The following is a 21,978-nucleotide window of genomic DNA, read 5'->3' as shown; positions in this document are numbered from 1 at the left end:
GTAGTGGCTGTCAGGCCCGAGGCCGAGGTGCCGATCACCCCCGCACTGGTCCACGACCTGCTGTCCGCCCAGCACCCCGACCTGGCGGACCTGCCCCTCGGGGCAACGGTCGAGGGCTGGGACAACGTGAGCATCCGCCTGGGCGACACCCTCGCCGTCCGACTCCCCCGCCGGGCGATGGGCGCCGACCTGGTGCGCAACGAACAGCGCTGGCTGCCCATCCTGGCGGCGCACTGCCCCCTCCCGGTACCCGTCCCCGTGCGCACCGGGATCCCCACCGTCGACTACCCCTGGGCGTGGAGCGTCGTGCCCTGGTTCGACGGATCGACCGCCGCCGCACAACCGGTGGCCGACCGCGCCGTGTGGGCCACCGTCCTGGCCGACGCCCTGACCGGGCTGCACAGCACCGACGCCCCGGCCGACGCACCCCGCAATCCGGTGCGGGGCGGACCGTTGAGCACCCGGGAGTCGGTGCTGGTCGAGCGGCTCGCCGTCCTGGACCTGGGTGACGTGGCGCACGCGCTCTGGCAGCGGGCTGTCACCGCGTCGCCCTGGCCGCACGCTCCCCGCTGGCTGCACGGGGACCCGCACCCGGCGAACCTCCTGGTCACCGACGGGCGACTGTCCGCCCTGCTGGACTTCGGCGACATGTCCGCCGGTGACCCGGCCTGCGACCTCGCGACCGCCTGGCTGACCTTCGACGCGGCGGGGCGGGGTGCGTTCCAGGAACGGGTCGGTGACCACGGCGACCCGGCGCTCTGGACCCGGGCCGCGGGGTGGGCGCTGGTGATGACCACCGCGATGCTGGTGCACTCCGCCGACGACCCGGTGATCGGCGGGATCGGACGGCACGCGCTCGAGGAGCTCATCCGCTGAGCAGGGCGGGCACGGCCGAGAGCGGTCCGGTCAGCGCCCGCCGACCACCGCCGCCACACTCGCTCGCAACCGCTCCTCCGCCGCCGCCGAGTCGGCCCGTCCCGCCGCGACCTCCGCCGCCGCCGCGTGCATCAGCGCCGACACCGCGACCACCAGCCACGCCTCGTCGCCGCCGCCGACCTGCCCGGCCACACAGCGGTGCACCGCCGCCGCCAACCGTTCGGTGACCGGCTGATGCAAGGCCTCGACCCGTTCGGCCGGGAGGACCCGGCACGCCGCCTCGACGGCCGCGTGGCCGTCGGCGAGCACCGCCCAGGTCGCCGCGACCAGCCGATCCAGGGCCTGCGCTGGTGCCGCGTCCAGGTCCACCGCCTGCACCGCCAGGTCGGCCCGAGCCAGGGCGTCGTCGACCACTGCCAGCACCAGATCGGTCCGGGTCGGGAAGTGTCCGTGCAAAGTGACCCGGCCGACCCCGGCGGCGGCGGCGATCTGGGTGACCGTGGCCGCGGGGTCGCTGCGGAACAGCCGCAGTGCCGCGTCGAGCACTGCTTGACGGTTGCGGCGAGCGTCGGCCCGAGGCGTGGTGGTCGTCACCCGCCGATGCTATCTCGAACAACAGTGTTCAGGTTATCTTGAACACTCATGTTCGACTTATCGGAGGCAATCATGAGCACCGTCCTGGTTCTCGGCGGATACGGCGCGGTCGGCGCGCATCTGACCGCGGCCCTGCGCACCCGAGGCCACCGCGCCCTCACAGCCGGGCGCGACAGCAACCGGGCGGATGTCCCGCTGGACATCAACGACAGCACGGCACTGCGCGCCGCGGCCGACCAGGTCGACGTGGTGGTCAACGGCACCGGGCGGGAGGATCCCGACCTGATCGCCACCATCGCCGCGACCGGGACCCCGGTGCTCGATGTCAGCGCCGACACCGGGTATCTCGCCGCCCTCGAACACCTCTCCCCCGCCGCCCCGGTGCTGCTCAGCGTCGGCATCGCACCGGGACTGACCAACCTCCTGGCCCATGCGATCGACGCCCGGCACCCCGGCGACGGCCCGCTCGACATCGCGATCGTGCTCGGCACCGGCGAGGCACACGGCGCCGCGGCGTCGGCGTGGACCTACGGTCTGCTCGGCCGCGAGTTCACCGACCCGGACGGCAGCACCGTGCGCAATCTGACGGTCGGCGACCGGTTCGACCTGGACGGCGACCGACGGACGCTCTATCGCGCCGACTTCTCCGACCAGCACACCACGACCCGGCTGCTCGGGCGCCCGGTGCGCAGCTGGTTCGGGATGGACACCGCCTGGGCCACGACCGCGCTGGCACTGCTCGCGCGGGCCCCGGGACTCACCCGGCTGATGCCCGGCAATCCGCGGTTCCCCGGCGGTGACGGCTGGCTGCTCCAGGTCCGGGACCAGACCGGACCCCGGGTGACGATGACCGGCAACGGACAGTCGGCGGCGACGGCGGATGTCGCGGCCCGCGCGGTCGAGCTGGTCACCGACCTGGACCCGGGCGTGCACCACCTGCCCGAGGTGACCACCCTGACCGCCCTCGACGTGCCGCACCGCACCGTCTGGCACTAGACGGCACGACGCCCCGGCCCCCACCTGCGGGGACCGGGGCGTCGGTGAGGTCAGGCAGCGACCAGCGACCGCAGCACGTACTGCAGGATGCCGCCGTTGCGGTAGTAGTCGGCCTCACCCGGGGTGTCGATCCGGACCACCGCGTCGAACTCGACCGCCGAGCCGTCCGCCTTCACGGCCGTGACGCGCACCGTGCGCGGGGTGTCCCCGCCGTTCAGCGCCTCGATGCCGGTGATGTCGAAGGTCTCGGTGCCGTCCAGGCCGAGCGAGTCGGCGGACTCCCCGGCCGGGAACTGCAGCGGGAGCACCCCCATGCCGATCAGGTTGGACCGGTGGATCCGCTCGAAGGACTCGGTGATCACCGCCTTCACGCCCAGCAGCGCGGTGCCCTTGGCCGCCCAGTCGCGGGACGAGCCGGAGCCGTACTCCTTGCCACCGAGGATCACCAGCGGGACCCCGGCCTCGGCGTAGGACTGCGCGGCGTCGTAGATCGACGTCTGCTCGCCGGTCAGGTGGTTGACGGTGTAGCCGCCCTCGACGCCCGGCACCAGCTGGTTGCGCAGCCGGATGTTGGCGAAGGTGCCGCGGATCATCACCTCGTGGTTGCCACGACGGGAACCGTAGGAGTTGAAGTCCCGGCGCTCGACCCCGTGCTCGGCCAGGTAGACACCGGCGGGGCTGTCGGCCTTGATCGACCCGGCGGGGCTGATGTGGTCGGTGGTGACCGAGTCGCCGAGCTTGGCCAGCACCCGGGCACCGGTCACGTCGGACACCGGTGCCGGCTCGGCGGACATGCCGTCGAAGTACGGCGGCTTGCGGACGTAGGTCGACTCGCCGTCCCACGCGAAGGTGTCGCCCTCCGGGGTGTCCAGGGCACGCCAGCGGTCGTCACCGGCGAAGACGTCGGCGTAGTCGGCCTCGAACATCGAGCGGTCGATGCTGGCGTCGATGGTGGCCTGCACCTCCTCCGGCGTCGGCCAGATGTCGCGCAGGTAGACCTCGGTGCCGGCGTCGTCGGTGCCCAGCGGCTGGTTCTCGAAGTCGAAGTCCATCGTCCCGGCCAGCGCGTAGGCGATCACCAGCGGCGGCGAGGCGAGGTAGTTCATCTTCACGTCCGGGTTGATCCGGCCCTCGAAGTTCCGGTTGCCGGACAGCACCGAGACCACCGACAGGTCGTGCTCGTTGACGACGTCGGAGACCTCCTGCGGCAGCGGACCGGAGTTGCCGATGCAGGTGGCGCAGCCGTAGCCGACCAGGTGGAAGCCGAGCTTCTCCAGGTACGGCCAGAGCCCGGCCTTCTCGTAGTAGTTGGTGACGACCTGCGACCCGGGGGCCATCGAGGTCTTGACCCACGGCTGGGACGACAGCCCCCGCTCGACGGCCTTCTTGGCCAGCAGCGCGGCGGCCAGCATCACCGACGGGTTCGAGGTGTTGGTGCAGGAGGTGATCGAGGCGATCACGACGGCACCGTGATCCAGCTCGGTCTGGGTCCCCGACTCCAGGGTGACCGGGACGCGCTTGTGCGGGCGGCTGGCGGAGTCGCCGTGCACGTGCACCGGGGCGTCCGACGCGTCGTGGTGCTCACCGGCGGCGATCGGGTCGGAGGCCGGGAAGGTCTCGTCCACCGACTCGTCCAGCCCGGTCAGCTGCTTGAACGGCGCCGCCTCCGAGTCCGACACGTAGTCCAGGATCGTCCCGGCGAAGGACTCCTTGGCCTCCGACAGCTCGATCCGGTCCTGCGGGCGCTTCGGCCCGGCGATGGACGGGACGACGGTGGACAGGTCCAGCTCCAGGTACTCGGAGTACACCGGCTCACGGGAGGGGTCGTGCCACAGGCCCTGCTCCTTGGCGTAGGACTCGACCAGGGCGAGCTGCTGCTCGGAGCGGCCGGTCAGGCGCAGGTAGTCGATCGTGACGTCGTCGATCGGGAAGATCGCGCAAGTGGAGCCGAACTCCGGGGACATGTTGCCGATGGTGGCGCGGTTGGCCAGCGGCACCGCCGCCACCCCGTCGCCGTAGAACTCGACGAACTTGCCGACCACCCCGTGCGCCCGCAGCTGCTCGGTGATGGTGAGCACCACGTCGGTGGCGGTCACGCCGGAGGGGATCTGGCCGGTCAGCTTGAAGCCGACCACCCGCGGGATCAGCATCGACACCGGCTGGCCGAGCATCGCCGCCTCGGCCTCGATGCCGCCGACGCCCCAGCCGAGCACGCCCAGGCCGTTGACCATCGTGGTGTGCGAGTCGGTGCCGACGCAGGTGTCCGGGTAGGCGCGGAGCACACCATCGAACTCGCGGGTCATGATGCCGCGCGCGAGGTACTCGATGTTGACCTGGTGCACGATGCCGGTGCCGGGCGGGACGACCTTGAAGTCGTCGAAGGCGGTCTGGCCCCAGCGGAGGAACTGGTAGCGCTCGTGGTTGCGCTGGTACTCGATCTCGACGTTGCGCTGGAAGGCGTCCTGCCGACCGAAGACGTCGATCTGCACCGAGTGGTCGATCACCAGCTCGGCGGGGGCCAGCGGGTTGATCCGGGTCGGGTCGCCGCCGAGGTCGGCCATCGCCTCACGCATGGTGGCCAGGTCGACGACACACGGCACGCCGGTGAAGTCCTGCATGATCACCCGCGCCGGGGTGAACTGGATCTCGGTGTCCGGGTCGGCCTGCGGGTCCCAGGCGGCGATCGCGCGGATGTGGTCCGCGGTGATGTTCGCACCGTCCTCGGTGCGCAGCAGGTTCTCGGCAAGGATCTTCAGGCTGTACGGCAGCCGCTCGACCCCCTCGACGGCGTCGAGCCGGAAGATCTCGTACTCGGTGTCGGCGACCCGAAGCTGCGCCTTCGACCCGAAACTGTCAACGCTGGTCACTGTGACTCCTCACATGGCGAGTGGGCCGTTGGGGGCGACCCGTGCTGCACATTGCAGCAAAGTATCTTGACGTCAAGATACATCCTACCCCGGGACACCGCCCCGAGTCCCCGGGACACCCCACCCGACTGCCGGCACACCGCGCCGAGGTGACAGAAACCGACGCATCCGCCGGCTCAGAGCGTCAGTTCCTGTCACCTCGACGGGGGCTCTCGACGGGGGCTACGCGTCGCGCGCGTCGGCGGCGCGGTGGGCGCGTTCGACGGACTTGGCGTGCTGGCGGGGGTCGTACTCCGGGGTGCCCTGCTTGTGGAGTTCCTCGGTGGCGCGGCGACTGGCCTCCGCGACGCGGCGGGCGGCCTCGGCAGCGGACTCGCGCGACTCGTGGGATTCCTGCGACGACGTCATGGCGACACTCCTCTCACGAACGGCCAGGATCGACCCTGACCCGGTCCGCCCACGCTAGCCCGCGGTCCGACTCACCGCTCGAGAACCGCCACCGCCTCCACGTGATGGGTCATCGGGAACAGATCGAAGCCCTGCACGTCGCGCAGCTCGTAGCCCTCCTCGACCAGGTAGGCCACATCCCGGGCCAGCGCGGCCGGGTCGCAGGCGACGTAGACGATCCGCGCCGGGTCCAGGGCGGCCATCGACCGCACCACCTCGCGTCCGGCGCCCACCCGCGGCGGGTCCAGCACGATGGCGTCCACCGCGTCCCACTCACCCAGCGTCCCGAGCACCGCCGACACGTCGCCCTGGTGCAGCTCGATCTGCGGCCGGTCGTGGGCGTTGCGGCGGGCGTCCTTCACCGCGCGGGCATCCCCCTCGACGGCGACCACCCGGCCGCTGTCCCCGACCCGGTCCGCCAACGGCAGGGTGAACAGCCCGGCGCCCGCGAACAGGTCCAGCACCACGGCACCCGCGCCCGTGTCCCCGATCCCGGCCAGCACCGCGTCCACCAGCGTGCTCGGCGCCTGCCGGTGCACCTGCCAGAACCCGGCGGCGGCGACCCGGTACTGCCAGTCCCCCACCACCTCGCGGACGGTCGACCGGGCGTGCGGACGCGGATCGACCTTGCCCCGCCGCAGGTCGAAGGGCTGACCGTCCACCAGCACGATCGGCTGATCGCCACCGGCCGGGGCCACCGCGTCCACGGTCACCCCCGCGGTCCAGCGCCGGTCCAGCAGGCCCAGGTCGGCGAGGGCGTCGCTCATCAGCGGCATCGAGGTCAGCGGCACCAGGTCGTGTGAGCGGAACTTCCGCATCCCCAGTCGACCCTCGGCATCGGCGACGAAGGACACCCGGGTGCGCCAGCCCAGACCGTTGTCTTCGGGCACCCCCGCCACCGGCACCTCGCGGTCGATCCTGGCCAGCCGGGACAGCTGCTCGGTCAGCACCGACGACTTCCAGGCGCGCTGCGCGTCCAGTCGCACGTGCGCCAGCTCGCCGCCGCCCACGCCGCCGGGACCCGCCTCGGGCCAGACCGACTCCACCCGGTCGGCGGAGGCGTCCAGCACCTCGACGGCGTCGGCGCGCCAGAACTTCGGGCCGGTCTCGGTCACCCGGACCATGACCCGCTCGCCGGGCAGCGCGTGCCGGACGAAGACCACCCGGCCGTCCGCCATCCGCGCGACGCAGTGCCCGCCGTGCGCGACCGGGCCGACCTCCAGCTCGATCAGCTCGCGGGGCACCGGCTCGGTGGCCACCTTGCGTCGTCGATCAGAGCCCTCGGCTCGTCGTCCTGCGGACATGCTCCTCCATCCCGGTCTGCCCCTGCGTGGACGACAGCTGCCAGGGCACCGACGCCACCACCACACCGGGGGTGAACAGCAGGCGACCCTTCAGCCGCAGCGCGCTCTGGTTGTGCAGGATCTGCTCCCACCAGTGCCCGACCACGTACTCGGGGATGTACACGACGACCAGGTCGCGCGGGCTCTCCCGGCGCACCGATCGCACATAGGTGATCACCGGCCGGGTGATCTCCCGGAACGGCGAGTCCAGCACCCGAAGCGGCACCGGCAGGTCCATCTTCTCCCACGCCGCGCGCAGGTCGTTCGCGTCGTCGCCGTCGACCGCCACGGTGACCGCCTCCAGCACCTGCGGCCGCGAAGCCCGGGCGTAGGCGATGGCGCGCATCGTCGGGCGGTGCAGGTGCGAGACCAGGACGATCGCGTGCACCCGGCTGGGCAGCGCCTTGGCCGCCGCCTCGTCGTCCAGGGCCAGCTCGTCGCGCACCGTGTCGTAGTGCTTGCGGATCGCCCGCATCACGATGAACACGATGATCATCGCCAGGATGGCGATCCACGCGCCGTGGGTGAACTTGGTCAGCAGCACGATCAGCAGCACGGTCGCGGTCATCCCGAAGCCGATCGCGTTGATCACCCGCGAGCGGGTCATCTGGGAACGCTTCTTCGGGTCCGGCTCGGTGCGCAGCTCGCGGGTCCAGTGCTTGACCATGCCGAGCTGGGACAGCGTGAAGGAGACGAACACCCCGACGATGTACAGCTGGATCAGCCGGGTCACCTGCGCGTCGAAGGCGATGATCAGCGCGATCGCGCCCGCAGCCAGCGTGATGATGCCGTTGCTGAACGCCAGCCGGTCGCCACGGGTGTGCAGCTGGCGGGGCAGGAAGCCGTCCTTGGCCAGGATCGAGCCGAGCACCGGGAAGCCGTTGAAGGCGGTGTTCGCGGCCAGCACCAGGATCAGGCCGGTGACGATGGCGACCAGGTAGAACGCCGGCGGGAAGCTGTGGAAGATCGTCTGCGCGAGCTGCCCGATCACCGGGTCCTGCACGTAGCCCTCGCCCACCAGCTGGCCGTCCGGGCGCATCAGCTGGGTCGCCGGGTCCTCGACGTAGTGCACGCCGGTCACCCGGGCCAGGGTCAGGATCGACATGATCAGGAAGACCGACAAGCCACCGAGCAGTAGCAGCGTGGTCGCCGCGTTCTTCGACTTCGGCTTGCGGAACGAGGGCACGCCGTTGCTGATCGCCTCGACACCGGTCAACGCCGCCGACCCGGACGCGAAGGCGCGCAGCACCAGGAACGCCCCGGCCACCCCGACCAGCCCCTGCTCCATCCCGTGCGCCGGCACGATGCTCAGCTCGGAGCTCACCGCCTGCTGCAGGTTGCCGGTCAGGTACTGGACGAAGCCGAAGATCGCCGTGCCGCCGACCGCGACCATGTAGAGATACACCGGGATCGCGAACGCCCGGCCCGACTCGCGCACGCCGCGCAGGTTCGCGATGGTCAGCAGCACCACGAGCCCGACCGCGAACATCGCCTCGTGTCCGCGCAGCGCCGGGATCGCCGCCGCCGCGTACTGCGTGCCGGAGGACACCGACACCGCGACCGTCAGCACGTAGTCCACCAGCAGCGCGCTGGCCACCGTGACCCCCGCCTTCGGCCCGAGGTTCACCGTGGCGACCTCGTAGTCGCCGCCGCCGCTGGGGTAGGCGTGCACGTTCTGTCGGTAGGACGCGATCACGGTCACCATGACCACGACCACCGCCAGACCGACCCACGGCGAGATCACCGTGGCGGTCAGCCCGGCCAGCGCCAGGGTCAGCAGCACCTCGTCCGGGGCGTAGGCCACCGAGGAGAGCGCGTCCGAGGCGAAGATCGGCAGCGCGATCCGCTTGGGCAAAAGGGTGTGCCCCAATTGCTCGCTGCGGACCGGTCGGCCCAGCAACAAACGTTTGGCGGCATCCGCGAGGTCCGGCACGAGGGTCGATGATAGGCCCGCGCCGAGGGGTGCGATACAGGACGGTTCCGGACGGTATAGCGTCCTGCCTCGTGCACTTCGTCATCATGGGCTGTGGCCGCGCCGGCGCCACCCTCGCGCAGTCGTTGGAGAGCCAGGGGCACTCCGTCGCGGTGATCGACCAGAACCCGGATTCGTTCCGCCGTCTGGACGCCGACTTCGCCGGGTCGAAGGTGACCGGGCTGGGCTTCGACCGGGACGTGCTCCGGCAGGCGGGGATCGACGACGCCTTCGGCTTCGCGGCCGTCGCCGACGGGGACAACTCGAACATCCTGGCGGCCCGGGTCGCCCGGGAGACCTTCGGGGTCGACAACGTGGTGGCGCGGATCTACGACCCGCATCGCGCGGAGATCTACCAGCGGCTCGGCATCCCGACCGTGGCCACCGTGCGCTGGACCGCCGACCAGGTGCTGCGCCGCCTGCTGCCGATGGGCGCGACCAATCAGTTCGCCGACGCCTCCGGCCGGATCGTGCTGGCCGAGGTCGACGTGCACCCCGACTGGCAGGGCAAGCCGCTGCGGTCGCTGGAGGACGCCACCGGCGCCCGGGTGGCCTATCTGACCCGCTACGGCGACGGCCTGCTGCCGGACGCCCAGACCGTGCTCCAGGAGAACGACATCGTGCATCTGCTGATGCGGACCGACGACCAGGCCGCCGTGGAGCGGACCATCACCGCGGCGCCGGAGGTGTCGGCGTGAGGGTCGTGATCGCGGGTGCCGGCTCGGTGGGCCGGTCGATCGCCAAGGAACTGCTCGCCAACGGCAACGAGGTCACCCTGATCGACCGGCAGCCCGCCGCGATGCGGGTGGCCCAGGTCGCGGACGCCGACTGGATCCTGGCCGACGCCTGCGAGCTGCCGACGCTGACCGAGGCGCGGCTGGACGAGTGCGACGTGGTGGTGGCCGCCACCGGTGACGACAAGGCCAACCTGGTGATCTCGCTGCTGGCCAAGACCGAGTACGGCGTGCCGCGCACCGTCGCCCGGGTGAACAACCCGAAGAACGAGTGGATGTTCGACGAGGCCTGGGGTGTGGACGTGGCCGTCTCCACCCCGCGGATCATGACGGCGATGATCGAGGAGGCCGTCTCGGTCGGCGATCTGGTGCGGATCTTCACCTTCCACCAGTCGGGTGCCGACATCCTGGAGCTGACCCTGCCGGAGGACTCCCCGCTGGTCGGGTCGCTGGTCGGTCAGATCGACTGGCCGACCGACACCGTGCTGTCCTGCATCGTCCGGGACGCGCGGCCGTTCACGCCGACCGCCGACGACACCCTGGAGGGACGGGACGAGCTGCTGTTCGTCACGGGTCCTGACGGCTCGGAACAGGAGCTGGCGTCGCTGCTGTCGTCCCGCGCACCAGGATCCAACTGAGCCAGAGCACCAGGGCGGTCAGCGGCAGGCCCATCACCAGCTTCGCCGTGCCGAGCCAGCCGACCTGATCGGCGAGGTAGAGCGGACCCTGCACCGCCAGGCGCAGCCCGAACATCCCGGCCCACAGCCACGTGACCGCGGCGAACCGACGCCGAAGCATCCGGTCCCGCCGCCAGGCCATCGCCCCGGCCCACGACCCGCCCTCGCTGAGCGGGCCCTCGGGGCGGAACATGCCCAACACCAGCCCGACCAGCGGCCAGCCGATCAGCGCGGACACCACGAAGGCCAGCAGGTACCCGGCGTTCACCAGCAGACCCCAGGCGAAGTAGTCGCCCGCGTCGCCGGTCCGCCAGGCCCAGAACACGCCGATCCCGACGCCCAGCACCCCGGAGAACGCCTGGGTGAGCGGGCTGCGCTGGATCAGCCGGAGCAGCACCGCGACCAGGGCGCAGGCAGCGGCGGCGATCAGCGCGGGCTGCAGCTGCTGGCCGGTGGCGACGAACACCACCACGAACAGCAGCCCGGGCAGCACCGATTCGACCGCCCCGCGCCACCCGCCGACCGCCTCCTGCCAGGAGAAGGTCTCGCCGGAGATCGAGCGGATCCCTGCGCCGCCGCTCACTCGCCCGGCCGGGGTCGCAGCTCGTACCGGGGGTTGAACATCGACCGGCGCCCCTCGCGGGTGCAGACCAGGCCCTCGACCTTGAGCCGACGACCCGGCTCGACGCCGGCGATCTCCCGGCGGCCCAGCCAGACCAGCTGGACGGTGCCGGAGCCGTCGTAGAGCTCGGCCTCCAGCGCCGGGACGCCCTCCCGGGGCCGCAGCACCACCGAGCGCAGCACACCGGCCATCTTGACCCGGGTGCGCTCGGGGGCGGCACCGACCGGGGTGCACCCGGCGGCGCGGACCGCGTCGGCGCGTTCCTCGTCGGCTTCGATCTCCTCCTGCGAGGCGACGGCCTTGCGCAGGGTGTCCCGCAGCGTCATGTCAGCGGATCTCCGTGATCTCCGGACCCCGGGTGAGCGGGTCGAACGACGGGGTGTTGTCCTCGGGTGCGGCCTCGGCCTTCTTCACGTTGGCGTCGGCGTTCGGCAGGGTGAGGGCGAGCAGGTCGCGCGGCGGGCGCGCCTGGCCGTCCCGGACCACCACGGTGTGCCGGTACAGGTCCTCGATCGCGGTCGCGGCCTCGGGGTCCACCGCGGCGCGGCCGGTGATGACACCACGCAGGAACCAGCGCGGGCCGTCCACCCCGACGAACCGGGCCGGACGGTGGCCGGTACGGCCCTCCGGGGTGCGCACGGGCAGCCGGGCCAGCAGCTCACGGCCGAACGGGCCGGGCAGGTCGTCGACGGCGCCGCCCTGCTTGGTGACCGACGCGCCGATCTCCTCCCGGATCTCGTCCCAGATGCCCTCGGTGCGCGGTGCGGCGAACGCCTGCATCTGCAGGGTGGACTCGCCCAGGGTGACGGCGACACCGGTGACGGTGCCCGACTTCTTGTCGATCTCCATCCGCAGCTGCATCCCGGGGATGCCGGGCAGCTTCAGCGCGCCCAGGTCGATCCGCGGTCCGGCCGGGATGTCCTCGGTCGAGTCCCAGGGCCCTGCCGAACGGTCCACCGGGACGCTGGCCCCGTCGTCGGATGCCGCAGGGTTCTCGGGCACCTCGGGGTTCTCGGCCACGTCGGCGGAGGGCAGTTCCTCCACCACGTCCTCGACCTCGGTCGACTCGGTCTCCTGCTCGGCGGTGCGATCCTTCGCACCGCGCCGGAATAGCGCCACCTGTGCGTACCTTTCCCGGCGGCGCCCTGGGGGCTGTCCGCCATGTCCGTCGACCACGCCGTCGATCACGGCACGGTCACGACCCACAGTAGTCCGGTCGGACCTCGGGGCCTAGTCCGTCACCGGGTCGTCGGAACCGATCGTTCCGGCGGCCGCGTCCGCGGGTGCCTCGGCTCCGGCGATCTCGCTCGCCCGGTGCCCGCCGGAGGAACCGAAGCCCCCGGTGCCGCGCACCGACTCCGGCAGCTCGTCCACCTCGTGGAACGCCGCCAGCTCCACCCGCTGGATCACCAGCTGGGCGATCCGATCGCCGCGGTGCAGCACGATCGAGGTGCGGCTGTCGGTGTTGAGCAGGGTCACCTGGATCTCGCCCCGGTACCCGGCGTCCACGGTGCCCGGCGCGTTCACGATGGTCAGCCCGTGCTTGGCGGCCATCCCGGACCGGGGGTGCACGAAGGCGGCGTACCCCTCGGGCAGGGCGATCGCGATACCGGTCGGCACCGTCGCCCGCTCCCCCGGCTCCAGGATCAGGTCCACCCGGGTGACCAGATCGGCGCCGGCGTCACCCGGCTTCGCGTAGGACGGCAGCGGCACGTCCTCGTCCAGTCGACGCAGCAGGATGTCCACGGTGGCTTCAGTCACGGCGAGCGACCCTACCCTGGGGGCATGACGACCTTCACCGAACGACTCTGGCCCGGCCCCGTCGGCTGGCTGGTCACCGTCGGGATCGCCGCGATGTTCGCGGTCGCGTTCTGGCCGGTGTCCCCGCTGGTGGGACTGATCGCCTTCGGCGTGGTGCTGGTCGCGGCGCTGGCGATGCTGGCCGCCTCGGCGAGCCGCGTCGCGGTGGTCAACGGTGAGCTGCACGCGGGATCGGCGCACATCCCGCTGACCCTGTTGCGCGACGCGGAGGCGCTGGACGCCGACGCCACCCGGCGGGCGCTCGGCCCGGAGCTGGACGCCCGCGCCCACCTGTGTCAGCGCGGCTGGGTGAAGACCGCGATCCGGGTGCGGGTCGACGACCCCGCGGACCCGACGCCGTACTGGGTGGTCAGCACCCGGCGGCCGGCGGCACTGGTTACGGCCCTGGACACGACGATGCCGGCCGCCCCCGAGGGGAACGACCGGCATCGCGCGAGCTGAGGATCAGGCGGCGCACTCGGTGCAGACCGGCTGACCGTCCTTCTCGTAGGCCAGCTGGCTGCGGTGGTGGACCAGGAAGCACTTCGAGCAGGTGAACTCGTCGGCCTGACGCGGGAGCACCCGCACCGAGAGCTCCTCGCCGGACAGGTCGGCGCCGGGAAGTTCGAATCCCTCCGCCGCTTCGGTCTCGTCCTCGTCCACCACGCCCGAGTTCTTGTCGGTGCGCCGGGCCTGGAGCTCCTGCAGCGAGTCCTCGCTGAGGTCCTCCTCGGTCTTGCGCGGGGCGTCGTAGTCGGTTGCCATGGGGTGAGTCACGCTCCGTGTGGTCGAGGTGTCTGGGGTGATGCGGGATCAAGCAACCGAGGGTTCCGTTTGTTCCCGACGGCCCCGGATTGTGCCTCATTTGGCGAAGCGGTGCACGCCACCCGATCGGGTGTCCGCTCTCAGCGGAGTCACGCGTCCCGGTCGGCGCCCCACTGTCGCAGCAACTCGGCCAGCGCGCTCACCGAGTCCGCCGGGCCGGCGACGGTCATCTCCACCCCGGCCGGGGCGCCGCGCAGCCCGGTGACCACACCACCGGCCTCCCGCACGATCAGCTGACCTGCCGCGATGTCCCACGGGTTCAGCCCGCGCTCGAAGTACACGTCCAACGACCCCTCGGCGATCCGGCACAGGTCCAGCGCCGCGGATCCGATCCGTCGGATGTCCCGCACCCGGGGCAGCAGCTCGGCCAGCACCCGGGCCTGCACGACCCGGCGCTCGACGGTGTAGCCGAAGCCGGTGCCGACCAGACTGGTCGCCAACGGCCGGGGGTCGTTCACCCGCAGCGGCAGCCCGTCCTTGGTCGCACCCTGACCCCGGCCCGCCGTGTAGGTGATGTCCAGCGGCACCGCGTGCACCGCACCGGCCACCGGCGTCCAGGTCGCCGGGTCGGGATCGCCGACCACCACACCCACCGAGATCGCGTAGGCGGGCAGGCCGTAGAGGTAGTTCACCGTGCCGTCGATCGGGTCGAGCACCCAGGTGATCCCGGTGCTGCCCGGCACGAGGCCCTCCTCCTCGCCCAGCACGCCGTCCTGCGGGCGGTGCTCGGCCAGCAGGGCGCGCAGGTGGGCCTCCGCCGCCAGGTCCATCGCGGTGACCGGGTCCACGTCGCTGGTCTTGGTCGCCGCGACGTCCACCCGGTCCGGTCGGCCTTCGCGCACCAGTGACCCGGCGGAGCGGGCCAGGTGCTCGGCGAGGGCGCGCAGCTCACGGATCTGGTCGGGGCTCGGCTCGGTCATGGGTTCATCCTGCCCGAGCGGCCCCGCACGGCGAGCAGCCAGCGACGGAACGGACCGGAAACGCTGTCCTCTGTCGACTCCGCCGACTCCGCCGAGGGGGACTCAGGACGGCGCTGACCGGCGATCCGCCGCCGCGGCGTCCCCTCCCCCCGCTGCTGCCGCAACGACCGGGACCGGAACAGCGAGGGCTGCCGGCTCGACCCCGGCGTGTTGTCCCGGGCCGGACCCGCCAGCGCCGTCGGCGCCTCCAACCGCAGCCGCAGCGACACCAGCCGCAGCACGGCGATCGCCACCGCGACGGCGATCTCCACCGGCACGCTCAGCACCCCGTTCACCGACGCCAGGGTCAGCGCCACCGCACCCGCCACCGAGGGGACGGCGTACAGCTCGCGGTGACTGAACACGATCGGCACCTCGCCGGAGAACAGGTCGCGCAGGATCCCGCCGCCCACCCCGGTGATCACCCCGGCGAAGACCGACGCCATCGGCCCCACGCCGTACTCCAGCGCCTTGACGGCACCGACGGCGGTGAACAGGCCCAGCGCGGCGGCGTCCAGCACCAGGATCAGTCGACGCACCCGGCCCAGGCCGAAGTGCAGCGCCCAGGTCACCACCCCGGCCCCGCACGCCGTCGCGACGAACGGCCAGGAGGAGATGCCCACCGGCGGGATCGCACCGATCAGCACGTCACGGATCAGCCCGCCGCCGAGCCCGGCGACCCAGGCCAGCACGATGATCCCGAAGATGTCGAATCCCTTGCGCACCGCCGCCAGGCCCCCGGACAGGCCACACAGGAACACGCCCAGCAGTTCCAACGGCAACTGGCCGGGCAGTTCGAGGTCCACGACACCCATCCTTCCACCCGGGCGTGTCTGCGCCGGTTTGCCCCGCGACGGTGGCACCCTCGTCGGCGAGGATGGGAGATGTGATGGCTGAGCTGGAGCTGGTCGGGCTGCACGAGGACGGGGAGCACCTGGTCCTGGCGGCCGCCGACGGACAGCGCTACCTCCTGCCCATCGACGACCCGCTGCGCGCCGCGGTGCGCCGGGATCGTCCGCAGTTGGAGCAGCTGCGGGCCGAGCGGTCGGGGGCGCCCAGCCCCCGGGAGATCCAGGCCCGGGTGCGGGCCGGACAGTCGGCGGAGCAGATCGCCGAGGACGCGGGCCTGTCGGTGGAGCACGTGCGGCGGTTCGAGGGGCCGGTGGTCGCCGAGCGCGAGTACCTGGCGCAGCAGGCCCGGGCCACCCGGGTCGGCCGCGACGTCGGCGCCCCCGAACTCGGTGACCTGGTCGTGGACCGCCTGGCATCCCGGGGGGTCGACGCGGAGAGCATCGTCTGGGACGCCTACCGGCTGCCGGGGCAGGACTGGACGGTGCTGGTCCGGTTCACCGTCGAGGAGGAGCAGCGCGAGGCCCGGTGGAGCTTCGACCCGTCGGCCCGCTCGGTGCACGCCGAGGAGGACGAGGCCCGCTGGCTGTCCGAGACCGAGATCGCCGACGGGCCGCTGAGCCGTCGCCGCCACCTGTCGGCGGTGCGCGACGTCGAGTTCGCGGTGGACGAGTCGCTGCGCCCGGTGCTGGCATCGGTGGACCGCGAGACCCCGCAGCCCGAGCCGGAGCCGGAGCCCACCGACCCGACCCAGGACCTGCTGGACGACCTGCGCGCCCGCCGGGGCCAGCGCCAGACCCTGGACGTGGAGCAGGAGGACGAGGACGACTTCGAGGGCTTCGACGGCTTCGGCCCGCAGAGCGCCTTCGACTTCGGCCTGCTGGACACCCCCGCCCCGGAACCGGCCGACAGCGACGACGACGCCCCCGGTGCGCACCCGGTGGACGCCGACCCGCTGGCTCAGGCCCGGGTGTACCCGGTGCCGTCGTACCGGCCGACCGTGGTCCCCGCCGATGACACCGCGCCGGAGAAGTCGACCCCGGAGCCGTCGGCGAAGGAGGAGGCGAAGGCCAAGCCCCGTCGGGGTCGGGCCAAGGTGCCGAGCTGGGACGAGATCGTCTTCGGCGCGAAGCCCGAGTAACGCGCCTCCGGCACCGCGCCCGAGCAGTCCTCAGTCCTCGTTCAGCACGCCCAGCGTCTGGGGTGAGACCGACCCGGCACCGGAGACGGCGGCGGTGGTCCGCGAACGGTGGTGGCGACGGCACAGCACCTCGTAGCTGACAGCGTCCGGGTCGGGGGCCTGTGCGTCGGTGATGTCACCGATCACCACCTGCTCCCCCTCGACCACCATCACCCCGTGCACGGTCCGCGCGTTGTGCGTGGCCCGGGCACCGCACCAGCACAGCGCCTGGACCTGCAACGACTCCACCCGGTCGGCCAGCTCCAGCATCCGGGCGGACCCGGGGAACAGCTGCGCTCGGAAGTCGGTGGTGATCCCGAAGGCGTAGACGTCCACGTGCAGTTCGTCCACCACCTCGGCGAGCTGGTCGACCTGGGCCGCGGAGTAGAACTGGGCCTCGTCGCAGATCAGGAAGTCGACCTGCCGACCCCGGGTCCGGCGGTCGATCACCTCGGCCCAGAAGTCGGTGTCGTCCCGGACCTCGTTCGCCGGGACCGACAGACCGAGCCGGGAGGACAGACGTGCTTCCCCCGCGCGGTCGTTGCGCACCCAGAGCACGCCGTCCCGACCGCGGGCCTCGTGGTTGTGGTGCATCTGCAGGGCCAGGGTGGACTTGCCGCAGTCCATCGTGCCGCAGAAGAAGACGAGTTCGGCCATCGCTCAGCCCTGCCAGACCAGCAGCGGCACCCGCAGCTCGGTCGGGGTCAACGAGCCGTGCACGCCGACCAGGTCCAGCGACGCCGGGGTCTGACTGCGCGAGTCGACCACGGTGGCCCGACCGGCGGTCGCCACCACCAGGTCGCCGATCACCGGCAGGACGTGCTCGGCCACCGGGCCGAACAGCCCCGCACCGACCGCCTCGTCCCGGGTGAGCACCACCGCGTGTCGGCCCAGGGTCTCCTGCCAGCGATCGCGGACCGCGGTGGGGTCGGCGCCCTCGGCCAGGTGCAGGTGCAGCGCGCGGGGCTCGCCGGAGGTGAGCGGGACGTCGGTGCACAGCGCCGGGTCGGCGGCCACGTCCCAGCGCAGGTCCCGGTCCACATCCACCATGCCGTGATCGGCCGTGACGACCAGGGTGGTGCCCGGCGGCAGCAGACGGCTCAGCCGCGCCAGCTCACCGTCCACGGCGGACAGCGCGTCACCCCACTGCCACGACCCCCAGCCGTGGTGGTGACCGGTCTTGTCCACATCGCCCCAGTACAGGTAGACCAACCCCGGGCGGCGCAGCAGCCGCACGGCCGCGTCCACCCGCTCCGGGAGCAGCTCGGCGGTGTGGTGGTCGCCACCGCGCAGCGCCGCCTCGGTCAGTCCCGAGCCGTGGAACTTCTGCGGCCCGACGGAGGTCACCGTCACCCCGGCATCGACCAGCGCCTGCAACACGGTGGGCTCGCGCTGCCACCGCTCGGAGGCGGGCAGACCGGTCCAGGAGACCAGGTTCCCCAGCGCGCCGGTCTCCGGGTTGCGCACGGTGTAGCCGAGCATCCCGGTGCGGCCGGGTGAGGTGCCGGTGCCGAAGGACCCCATCGACGCGGCCGTGGTGGAGGGGTAACCGGCGTGCAGTGCCTTGCTCCCGGCGAGCAGCGAGCGCAGGAAGGGCGCGTGCCCGGAACGCTCGGCCAGGTTCTCCTGCCCCAGCCCGTCCACCAGCACCACGCACACCCGCTCGGCGCGGGGCAGACCCAGCTGGTCCCGACGTCGCGCACCATCCGGCACGTCCACCCCGAGCGCCGCCGCGGCGGCGGGCAGCACCCCGGACAGCGAGCGCCCCCGGTAGTCCGGCAGCATCAGGCCGGAGCGTTCCAGGCGGGACCTGACCTCCGCGCGCAGGTCGCTCATCGGTGGGCGGAGGCGGCCGACAGCGCACGGGCGAAGGCGACCGCCTCCCGGACCGCGTCGGCGCCCTCGGCGACCGCGCTGACCCGGACCACCACGTCGTCCGGGGTGATCGAGCCGGTCATGCCGTGATCGGCCTCGCAGTTCGGGTCGGCGCAGTGCGCGGGTTCCAGGTCCACCCGGGAGACCGCACCCCAGCCGATGGCCAGGGTCAGCTCAGCCGGGCCGTCGCCCCCCTTGTGCTGCTCCGGGGTGCCGATCACGTGGGTGAGGGCCACCGAGCGCAGCTCGGCCAGTGGCACCGACTCGGTGGTCGCGGCGGCGCTGGCCGAGGGGTGCTCGGAGTCGGCCGGGTGGTCGTCGACATGGGCCACGATCAACCGGGTAGCGGTGAGCACCAGCACGGTGACGTGCCGACGGACCTCGGCGGCGTCGAACGTGGTCTCGGGGTGCACCAGGTGGGCGACGGCGGGCTCATCGGCGAGCGCCACGTCCAGGACGTCGGCGACCAGTTCCGGGTAGTACCCCGCTCGGTCCAGGTCCCGGCGGAGATCGGTGGAGAGGGCAGGCACCCGCGCATCCTCCCACTGCGAGCCGCCCGGCGTCACACCGGCTCGGCCGGTCAGGTGGTCGGCTGGTCAGCTCGTGAGGGCACGGCGCACCCCGTCGGTGCGGGCGGCCGCCGGTCCGACGGTCACCGCCGCGCCCAGGACGTACGCCCCGCGTTCGGCCACCACCACCGGGTTCAGCTCCACCGACAGCAGTTCGGGCAGGTCGTCGGCAAGCACGCCGATCCGGGCCAGCACGTCCTCCACCGCCGCCACGTCCAGCAGCGGCAGGCCGCGGTAGCCGAACAGCCGGGGCGCCGACCGGGGTGCCCGGACCACGGCCGCCACGTCCACATCGGTCAGCGGCGGCACTGCGAAGGAGTAGTCGCCCAGCAGGTCGGTGGTGTCCCCGGCCAGGCCGAAGCCGACCACCGGGCCGTACAGCGGGTCCTCGGCGGTGCGGATGACGCAGGCCACTCCGTGCGGTGCCATCGGCTGCACCTCCAGCGGGGCGCGGTCACCGACCGAGGGGTGCCCGGCGGCGAGCTCGAGCACCTGCTGGACGTCGGCCCGCAGTTCGGCGGCGTCGTGGATGTCCAGCCGCACGCCGCCCAGCTCGGCACGGTGGCGCAGCGAGGGCACCGTGGTCTTCAGCGCCACCGGGAAGCCCATCCGCTCGGCGGCCGCCACCGCCTCCTCCGCGGTGCGCACCGGCATCGCCGGGATCAGCGCGATCCCGGCGCAGGACAGCAGCTCGCCGATCTGCTCCCGGTCCAACTCCAGCCGTTCGGGTCGGCCCGCCTCGACGATCCACTGCTGCACCAGCCGTCGAGCCTGGCGTGTGCGCATCGGTTCGGGGTGCACCACGGTGCCGCGCTCCCCCGACCGCCAGTCGGCATACCGGGTGGCCTGCCCCAGCGCCAGCACCGCGTCCTCCGGGGTGGTGTACGCCGGGACGGTGCGCAGCACGCCCTCCGCATCCGGCGCGGTGAGCACCTCGGCAGCCCCGTGCAGGCCGGGCAGGCAGGCGACCGAGGTGCGGCCGCTGCCCGCCGCCGCCCGGGCCATCGCCGTCGCCACCCGGTCGTCGCGCGGGCCGACCGTCGGGACGTGCACCGTCACCACCACGTCGACCTGCGGGTCGGCGTAGACCCGGGCGAACGCGGCGTCGATGGCCTCCTGCGGCGCCTCCTCCGGCACGATCACCGGCGCGGTCTCCACCCGCAGCCCCTGCGAGGTGGCGGCCTCGGCGACCAGGGCGGCCATCGACCCCGAGGACGCGATCACGGCGGCCCGGTCACCCGGCGGCAGCGGCTGCATGGCGAACAGCTGCGCGGCCTCCAGCATCTGATGGGTGTTCTCGACCAGCACCACCCCGGAGCGCTGGACGACCTCCTCCAACGTGCGCCGGGAGGCGACCGTGGTCCGCACCGCGTGGCCGGGCGGGACCACGTGACCGGTGCTGCCGGCGGTGACCACCACCACCGGCTTGCGACGGGCGAGCCGGCGCGCCACCCGGGCGAACTTGCGCGGGTTGCCGATCGACTCCAGGTACAGCGCCACCACGTCGGTGGACTCGTCCTCCTGCCAGAACTGCATCAGGTCGTTGCCGGAGACATCCGCCCGATTGCCCGCGGACACCAGGTGCGCCAGACCCAGCCCGCGACGCCGCACCGACGCCAGGATGGACACCGCGGTGGCGGCCGACTGGCAGAACAGCCCGATCCGACCGGGCGGCGGCGGCTCCTCGGCCAGGGAGGCATTCACCAGACCCGCCGGGGTGTGGCTGATCAGCCCGTAGGACACCGGGCCGATCACCCGCATCCCGGCCGCGTGCGCGGTGCGCAGCAAAGCCCGGTGCAGGGCCAGTCCGGCCTCGCCCTCCTCGGCGTAGCCGCCGGAGAGCACCACCACCGCGCGCACCCCGATCCGGCCCAGCGCCCGCACCCCGAGCACGGTGTACTCGGCGGGCAGCGCCACCACCGCGAGGTCGACCTCGTTCGGCACGTCCTCCAACCGGTCCCAGCGGCGCACCGCCGGGTCGTCGGCCCCCGGCACGGCACCCACGACGTGCAACTCCACCGACTCGCCCAGGATCGGCGCCTGGACGGCACCGGTCAGCGCCCCGATCGGCGGTCGGCGCTCGCCGTCCAGCAGCGAACGCAGCACCCGGCCCACCCGGCGCGCGTCCAGCGACTCCGGGTCGGCATCCGCGGCGGCGACCAGCAGCACCCGGCGCGCGGTCAGCAGACCCTGCACGCTGCGCGCCTCCGCCGACCGCTCCCGGCCGAGCATCACCGCCTGGGAGCGCTCGGTGGGGTCGATGTCGAAGCCGACCTGGACGACGCCGTCCTCGAGCTGTTGCCGCAGGGTGAACCCGGCCTCCCGGAACACCGCGATCATCCGGCCATTCTGCGGCAGCACCTCGGCGACGAACCGGCGGATCCCGCGCTCCCGGGCAGCGGCGGCCAGATGTTCCAGCAGCACCGAGCCGAGGCCGCGACCGTGGTGGGCGTCGGCGATGTTGAAGGCCACCTCGGCCTCGTCCGGGCCGACCTTGTCGTAGCGGGCCACGCCGATGATCGCGTCGTCCTGGGTGACCGCCACCAACGCCACCCGGTCGCGGTGGTCCACCTGCGTGAACCGGGCCAGATCACGGTCCGGCAGCCGCTCCAGCGCGGCGAAGAACCGCAGGAAGATCGAGCGCTCGGACTGCGCGACGTGGAAGGCCTGCAGCGCGTCGGCGTCCTCGGGTCGGATCGGCCGGATGTGCGTGGTGCTGCCGTCCCGCAGGACGACATCCGCCTCCCACGCCTCCGGATACTCCGTCCCCGCCATACCCAGCAGGGTACTGGT

The 21,978-nt window shown here is 72.6% G+C and carries 22 protein-coding genes; 6 read left to right on the top strand and 16 right to left on the bottom strand.

Going from position 1 to position 21,978, the window contains the following annotated elements:
- Positions 1–3 precede the first annotated feature (3 nt).
- A complete protein-coding gene (locus tag HGK68_RS06840) occupies positions 4–876 on the top strand; it encodes an aminoglycoside phosphotransferase family protein (RefSeq protein ID WP_169165293.1) in 873 nt (290 codons plus the stop codon).
- A gap of 30 nt (positions 877–906) precedes the next feature.
- Here HGK68_RS06840 and HGK68_RS06835 read toward each other — a convergent pair whose 3' ends face one another.
- Positions 907–1,470, bottom strand: a complete 564-nt coding sequence (locus HGK68_RS06835; RefSeq protein ID WP_169165292.1) for a TetR/AcrR family transcriptional regulator — start codon at positions 1,468–1,470, stop codon at positions 907–909.
- Positions 1,471–1,542: 72 nt separating this feature from the next.
- Between HGK68_RS06835 and HGK68_RS06830 the strand changes: the two genes are divergently transcribed.
- On the top strand, positions 1,543–2,466 hold the full coding sequence (locus tag HGK68_RS06830; RefSeq protein ID WP_169165291.1) for an NAD-dependent epimerase/dehydratase family protein: 924 nt from the start codon (positions 1,543–1,545) through the stop codon (positions 2,464–2,466).
- Between the two features lie 50 nt (positions 2,467–2,516).
- On the opposite strand, the gene HGK68_RS06825 is transcribed toward HGK68_RS06830, so the two are convergent.
- The 4 genes from HGK68_RS06825 to HGK68_RS06810 form a co-directional block, all read right to left on the bottom strand.
- Entirely contained in the window at positions 2,517–5,333 is a 2,817-nt protein-coding gene (locus tag HGK68_RS06825) for an aconitate hydratase (RefSeq protein WP_169165290.1), read from the bottom strand.
- A 222-nt stretch (positions 5,334–5,555) separates the two neighbouring features.
- Positions 5,556–5,741 carry a translation initiation factor 2 gene (locus tag HGK68_RS06820; RefSeq protein ID WP_169165289.1) on the bottom strand — a complete coding sequence of 62 codons (186 nt, stop codon included), beginning with the start codon at positions 5,739–5,741 and terminating at the stop codon, positions 5,556–5,558.
- 71 nt (positions 5,742–5,812) lie between these two features.
- On the bottom strand, positions 5,813–7,084 hold the full coding sequence (locus HGK68_RS06815) for a class I SAM-dependent RNA methyltransferase (RefSeq protein WP_169165288.1): 1,272 nt from the start codon (positions 7,082–7,084) through the stop codon (positions 5,813–5,815).
- Positions 7,053–9,056: an APC family permease gene (locus HGK68_RS06810; protein ID WP_169165287.1), complete on the bottom strand. Its 2,004-nt coding sequence runs from the start codon at positions 9,054–9,056 to the stop codon at positions 7,053–7,055. Before HGK68_RS06810 ends, HGK68_RS06815 begins: the two co-directional genes overlap by 32 nt.
- 86 nt (positions 9,057–9,142) lie before the next feature.
- Between HGK68_RS06810 and HGK68_RS06805 the strand changes: the two genes are divergently transcribed.
- Positions 9,143–9,793, top strand: coding sequence for a potassium channel family protein (locus tag HGK68_RS06805; protein WP_169166984.1), 651 nt, complete (start codon positions 9,143–9,145; stop codon positions 9,791–9,793).
- Positions 9,790–10,467, top strand: coding sequence for a potassium channel family protein (locus HGK68_RS06800; RefSeq protein ID WP_169165286.1), 678 nt, complete (start codon positions 9,790–9,792; stop codon positions 10,465–10,467). The genes HGK68_RS06805 and HGK68_RS06800 overlap by 4 nt, the downstream gene beginning before the upstream one ends.
- Here the strand turns inward: HGK68_RS06800 and HGK68_RS06795 are convergent.
- The 4 genes from HGK68_RS06795 to dut all read right to left on the bottom strand — a co-directional run bounded on the left by HGK68_RS06795 (position 10,397) and on the right by dut (position 12,889).
- Complete coding sequence (locus tag HGK68_RS06795) at positions 10,397–11,089, bottom strand: DUF3159 domain-containing protein (protein ID WP_246260646.1); 693 nt, start codon at positions 11,087–11,089, stop codon at positions 10,397–10,399. The two genes, HGK68_RS06800 and HGK68_RS06795, sit on opposite strands and share 71 nt — an antisense overlap.
- Positions 11,086–11,454, bottom strand: a complete 369-nt coding sequence (locus HGK68_RS06790; RefSeq protein ID WP_169165285.1) for an OB-fold nucleic acid binding domain-containing protein — start codon at positions 11,452–11,454, stop codon at positions 11,086–11,088. The genes HGK68_RS06795 and HGK68_RS06790 overlap by 4 nt, the downstream gene beginning before the upstream one ends.
- Position 11,455: 1 nt before the next feature.
- Entirely contained in the window at positions 11,456–12,247 is a 792-nt protein-coding gene (locus HGK68_RS06785; protein WP_169165284.1) for a DUF3710 domain-containing protein, read from the bottom strand.
- Positions 12,248–12,358: 111 nt separating this feature from the next.
- The gene (dut, locus tag HGK68_RS16070) at positions 12,359–12,889 is read right to left on the bottom strand and encodes a dUTP diphosphatase (protein WP_246260644.1); all 531 of its coding nucleotides are present in this window, start codon (positions 12,887–12,889) and stop codon (positions 12,359–12,361) included.
- A 24-nt stretch (positions 12,890–12,913) separates the two neighbouring features.
- On the opposite strand from dut, the gene HGK68_RS16065 reads away from it, so the two are divergent.
- Positions 12,914–13,390 (top strand): DUF3093 domain-containing protein, encoded by a 477-nt coding sequence (locus HGK68_RS16065; protein ID WP_246260643.1) that lies wholly within the window; start codon positions 12,914–12,916, stop codon positions 13,388–13,390.
- A 3-nt stretch (positions 13,391–13,393) separates the two neighbouring features.
- Here HGK68_RS16065 and HGK68_RS06775 read toward each other — a convergent pair whose 3' ends face one another.
- From HGK68_RS06775 to HGK68_RS06765, 3 genes are all read right to left on the bottom strand, one after another.
- Entirely contained in the window at positions 13,394–13,693 is a 300-nt protein-coding gene (locus HGK68_RS06775) for a DUF4193 domain-containing protein (protein WP_168630442.1), read from the bottom strand.
- A 149-nt stretch (positions 13,694–13,842) separates the two neighbouring features.
- Positions 13,843–14,673, bottom strand: coding sequence for an inositol monophosphatase family protein (locus HGK68_RS06770; protein WP_169165282.1), 831 nt, complete (start codon positions 14,671–14,673; stop codon positions 13,843–13,845).
- Complete coding sequence (locus HGK68_RS06765; RefSeq protein WP_169165281.1) at positions 14,670–15,527, bottom strand: trimeric intracellular cation channel family protein; 858 nt, start codon at positions 15,525–15,527, stop codon at positions 14,670–14,672. Before HGK68_RS06765 ends, HGK68_RS06770 begins: the two co-directional genes overlap by 4 nt.
- Positions 15,528–15,601: 74 nt before the next feature.
- Between HGK68_RS06765 and sepH the strand changes: the two genes are divergently transcribed.
- On the top strand, positions 15,602–16,702 hold the full coding sequence (gene sepH / locus HGK68_RS06760) for a septation protein SepH (protein ID WP_169165280.1): 1,101 nt from the start codon (positions 15,602–15,604) through the stop codon (positions 16,700–16,702).
- A gap of 30 nt (positions 16,703–16,732) precedes the next feature.
- Here sepH and HGK68_RS06755 read toward each other — a convergent pair whose 3' ends face one another.
- The 4 genes from HGK68_RS06755 to HGK68_RS06740 form a co-directional block, all read right to left on the bottom strand.
- On the bottom strand, positions 16,733–17,398 hold the full coding sequence (locus HGK68_RS06755) for a thymidine kinase (protein ID WP_169165279.1): 666 nt from the start codon (positions 17,396–17,398) through the stop codon (positions 16,733–16,735).
- 3 nt (positions 17,399–17,401) lie between these two features.
- Positions 17,402–18,577, bottom strand: a complete 1,176-nt coding sequence (locus HGK68_RS06750; protein ID WP_169165278.1) for an alkaline phosphatase family protein — start codon at positions 18,575–18,577, stop codon at positions 17,402–17,404.
- Positions 18,574–19,146 carry a DUF5998 family protein gene (locus HGK68_RS06745; protein WP_169165277.1) on the bottom strand — a complete coding sequence of 191 codons (573 nt, stop codon included), beginning with the start codon at positions 19,144–19,146 and terminating at the stop codon, positions 18,574–18,576. The genes HGK68_RS06750 and HGK68_RS06745 overlap by 4 nt, the downstream gene beginning before the upstream one ends.
- A gap of 66 nt (positions 19,147–19,212) precedes the next feature.
- Positions 19,213–21,960, bottom strand: coding sequence for a bifunctional acetate--CoA ligase family protein/GNAT family N-acetyltransferase (locus HGK68_RS06740; RefSeq protein WP_169165276.1), 2,748 nt, complete (start codon positions 21,958–21,960; stop codon positions 19,213–19,215).
- Between the last annotated feature and the right edge of the window lie 18 nt (positions 21,961–21,978).

This window comes from Cellulomonas taurus (genome assembly GCF_012931845.1).
GTDB lineage: Bacteria > Actinomycetota > Actinomycetes > Actinomycetales > Cellulomonadaceae > Cellulomonas > Cellulomonas taurus.
The sequence above is the reverse complement of the archived record's forward strand: the minus strand, read 5'-3'. Positions and strand labels throughout refer to the sequence as shown.

Excerpts from the sequence above, each read along its gene's own strand:
- HGK68_RS06820 (WP_169165289.1), bottom strand. The coding sequence starts at position 5,741 with ATGACGTCGTCGCAGGAATCCCACGAGTCGCGCGAGTCCGCTGCCGAG.
- HGK68_RS06755 (WP_169165279.1), bottom strand. The coding sequence starts at position 17,398 with ATGGCCGAACTCGTCTTCTTCTGCGGCACGATGGACTGCGGCAAGTCC.
- HGK68_RS06770 (WP_169165282.1), bottom strand. The coding sequence starts at position 14,673 with ATGACCGAGCCGAGCCCCGACCAGATCCGTGAGCTGCGCGCCCTCGCC.
- HGK68_RS06830 (WP_169165291.1), top strand. The coding sequence starts at position 1,543 with ATGAGCACCGTCCTGGTTCTCGGCGGATACGGCGCGGTCGGCGCGCAT.
- HGK68_RS06740 (WP_169165276.1), bottom strand. The coding sequence starts at position 21,960 with ATGGCGGGGACGGAGTATCCGGAGGCGTGGGAGGCGGATGTCGTCCTG.
- sepH (WP_169165280.1), top strand. The coding sequence starts at position 15,602 with ATGGCTGAGCTGGAGCTGGTCGGGCTGCACGAGGACGGGGAGCACCTG.
- HGK68_RS06775 (WP_168630442.1), bottom strand. The coding sequence starts at position 13,693 with ATGGCAACCGACTACGACGCCCCGCGCAAGACCGAGGAGGACCTCAGC.
- HGK68_RS06815 (WP_169165288.1), bottom strand. The coding sequence starts at position 7,084 with ATGTCCGCAGGACGACGAGCCGAGGGCTCTGATCGACGACGCAAGGTG.
- HGK68_RS06750 (WP_169165278.1), bottom strand. The coding sequence starts at position 18,577 with ATGAGCGACCTGCGCGCGGAGGTCAGGTCCCGCCTGGAACGCTCCGGC.
- HGK68_RS06790 (WP_169165285.1), bottom strand. The coding sequence starts at position 11,454 with ATGACGCTGCGGGACACCCTGCGCAAGGCCGTCGCCTCGCAGGAGGAG.
- HGK68_RS06805 (WP_169166984.1), top strand. The coding sequence starts at position 9,143 with ATGGGCTGTGGCCGCGCCGGCGCCACCCTCGCGCAGTCGTTGGAGAGC.
- HGK68_RS16065 (WP_246260643.1), top strand. The coding sequence starts at position 12,914 with ATGACGACCTTCACCGAACGACTCTGGCCCGGCCCCGTCGGCTGGCTG.
- HGK68_RS06765 (WP_169165281.1), bottom strand. The coding sequence starts at position 15,527 with ATGGGTGTCGTGGACCTCGAACTGCCCGGCCAGTTGCCGTTGGAACTG.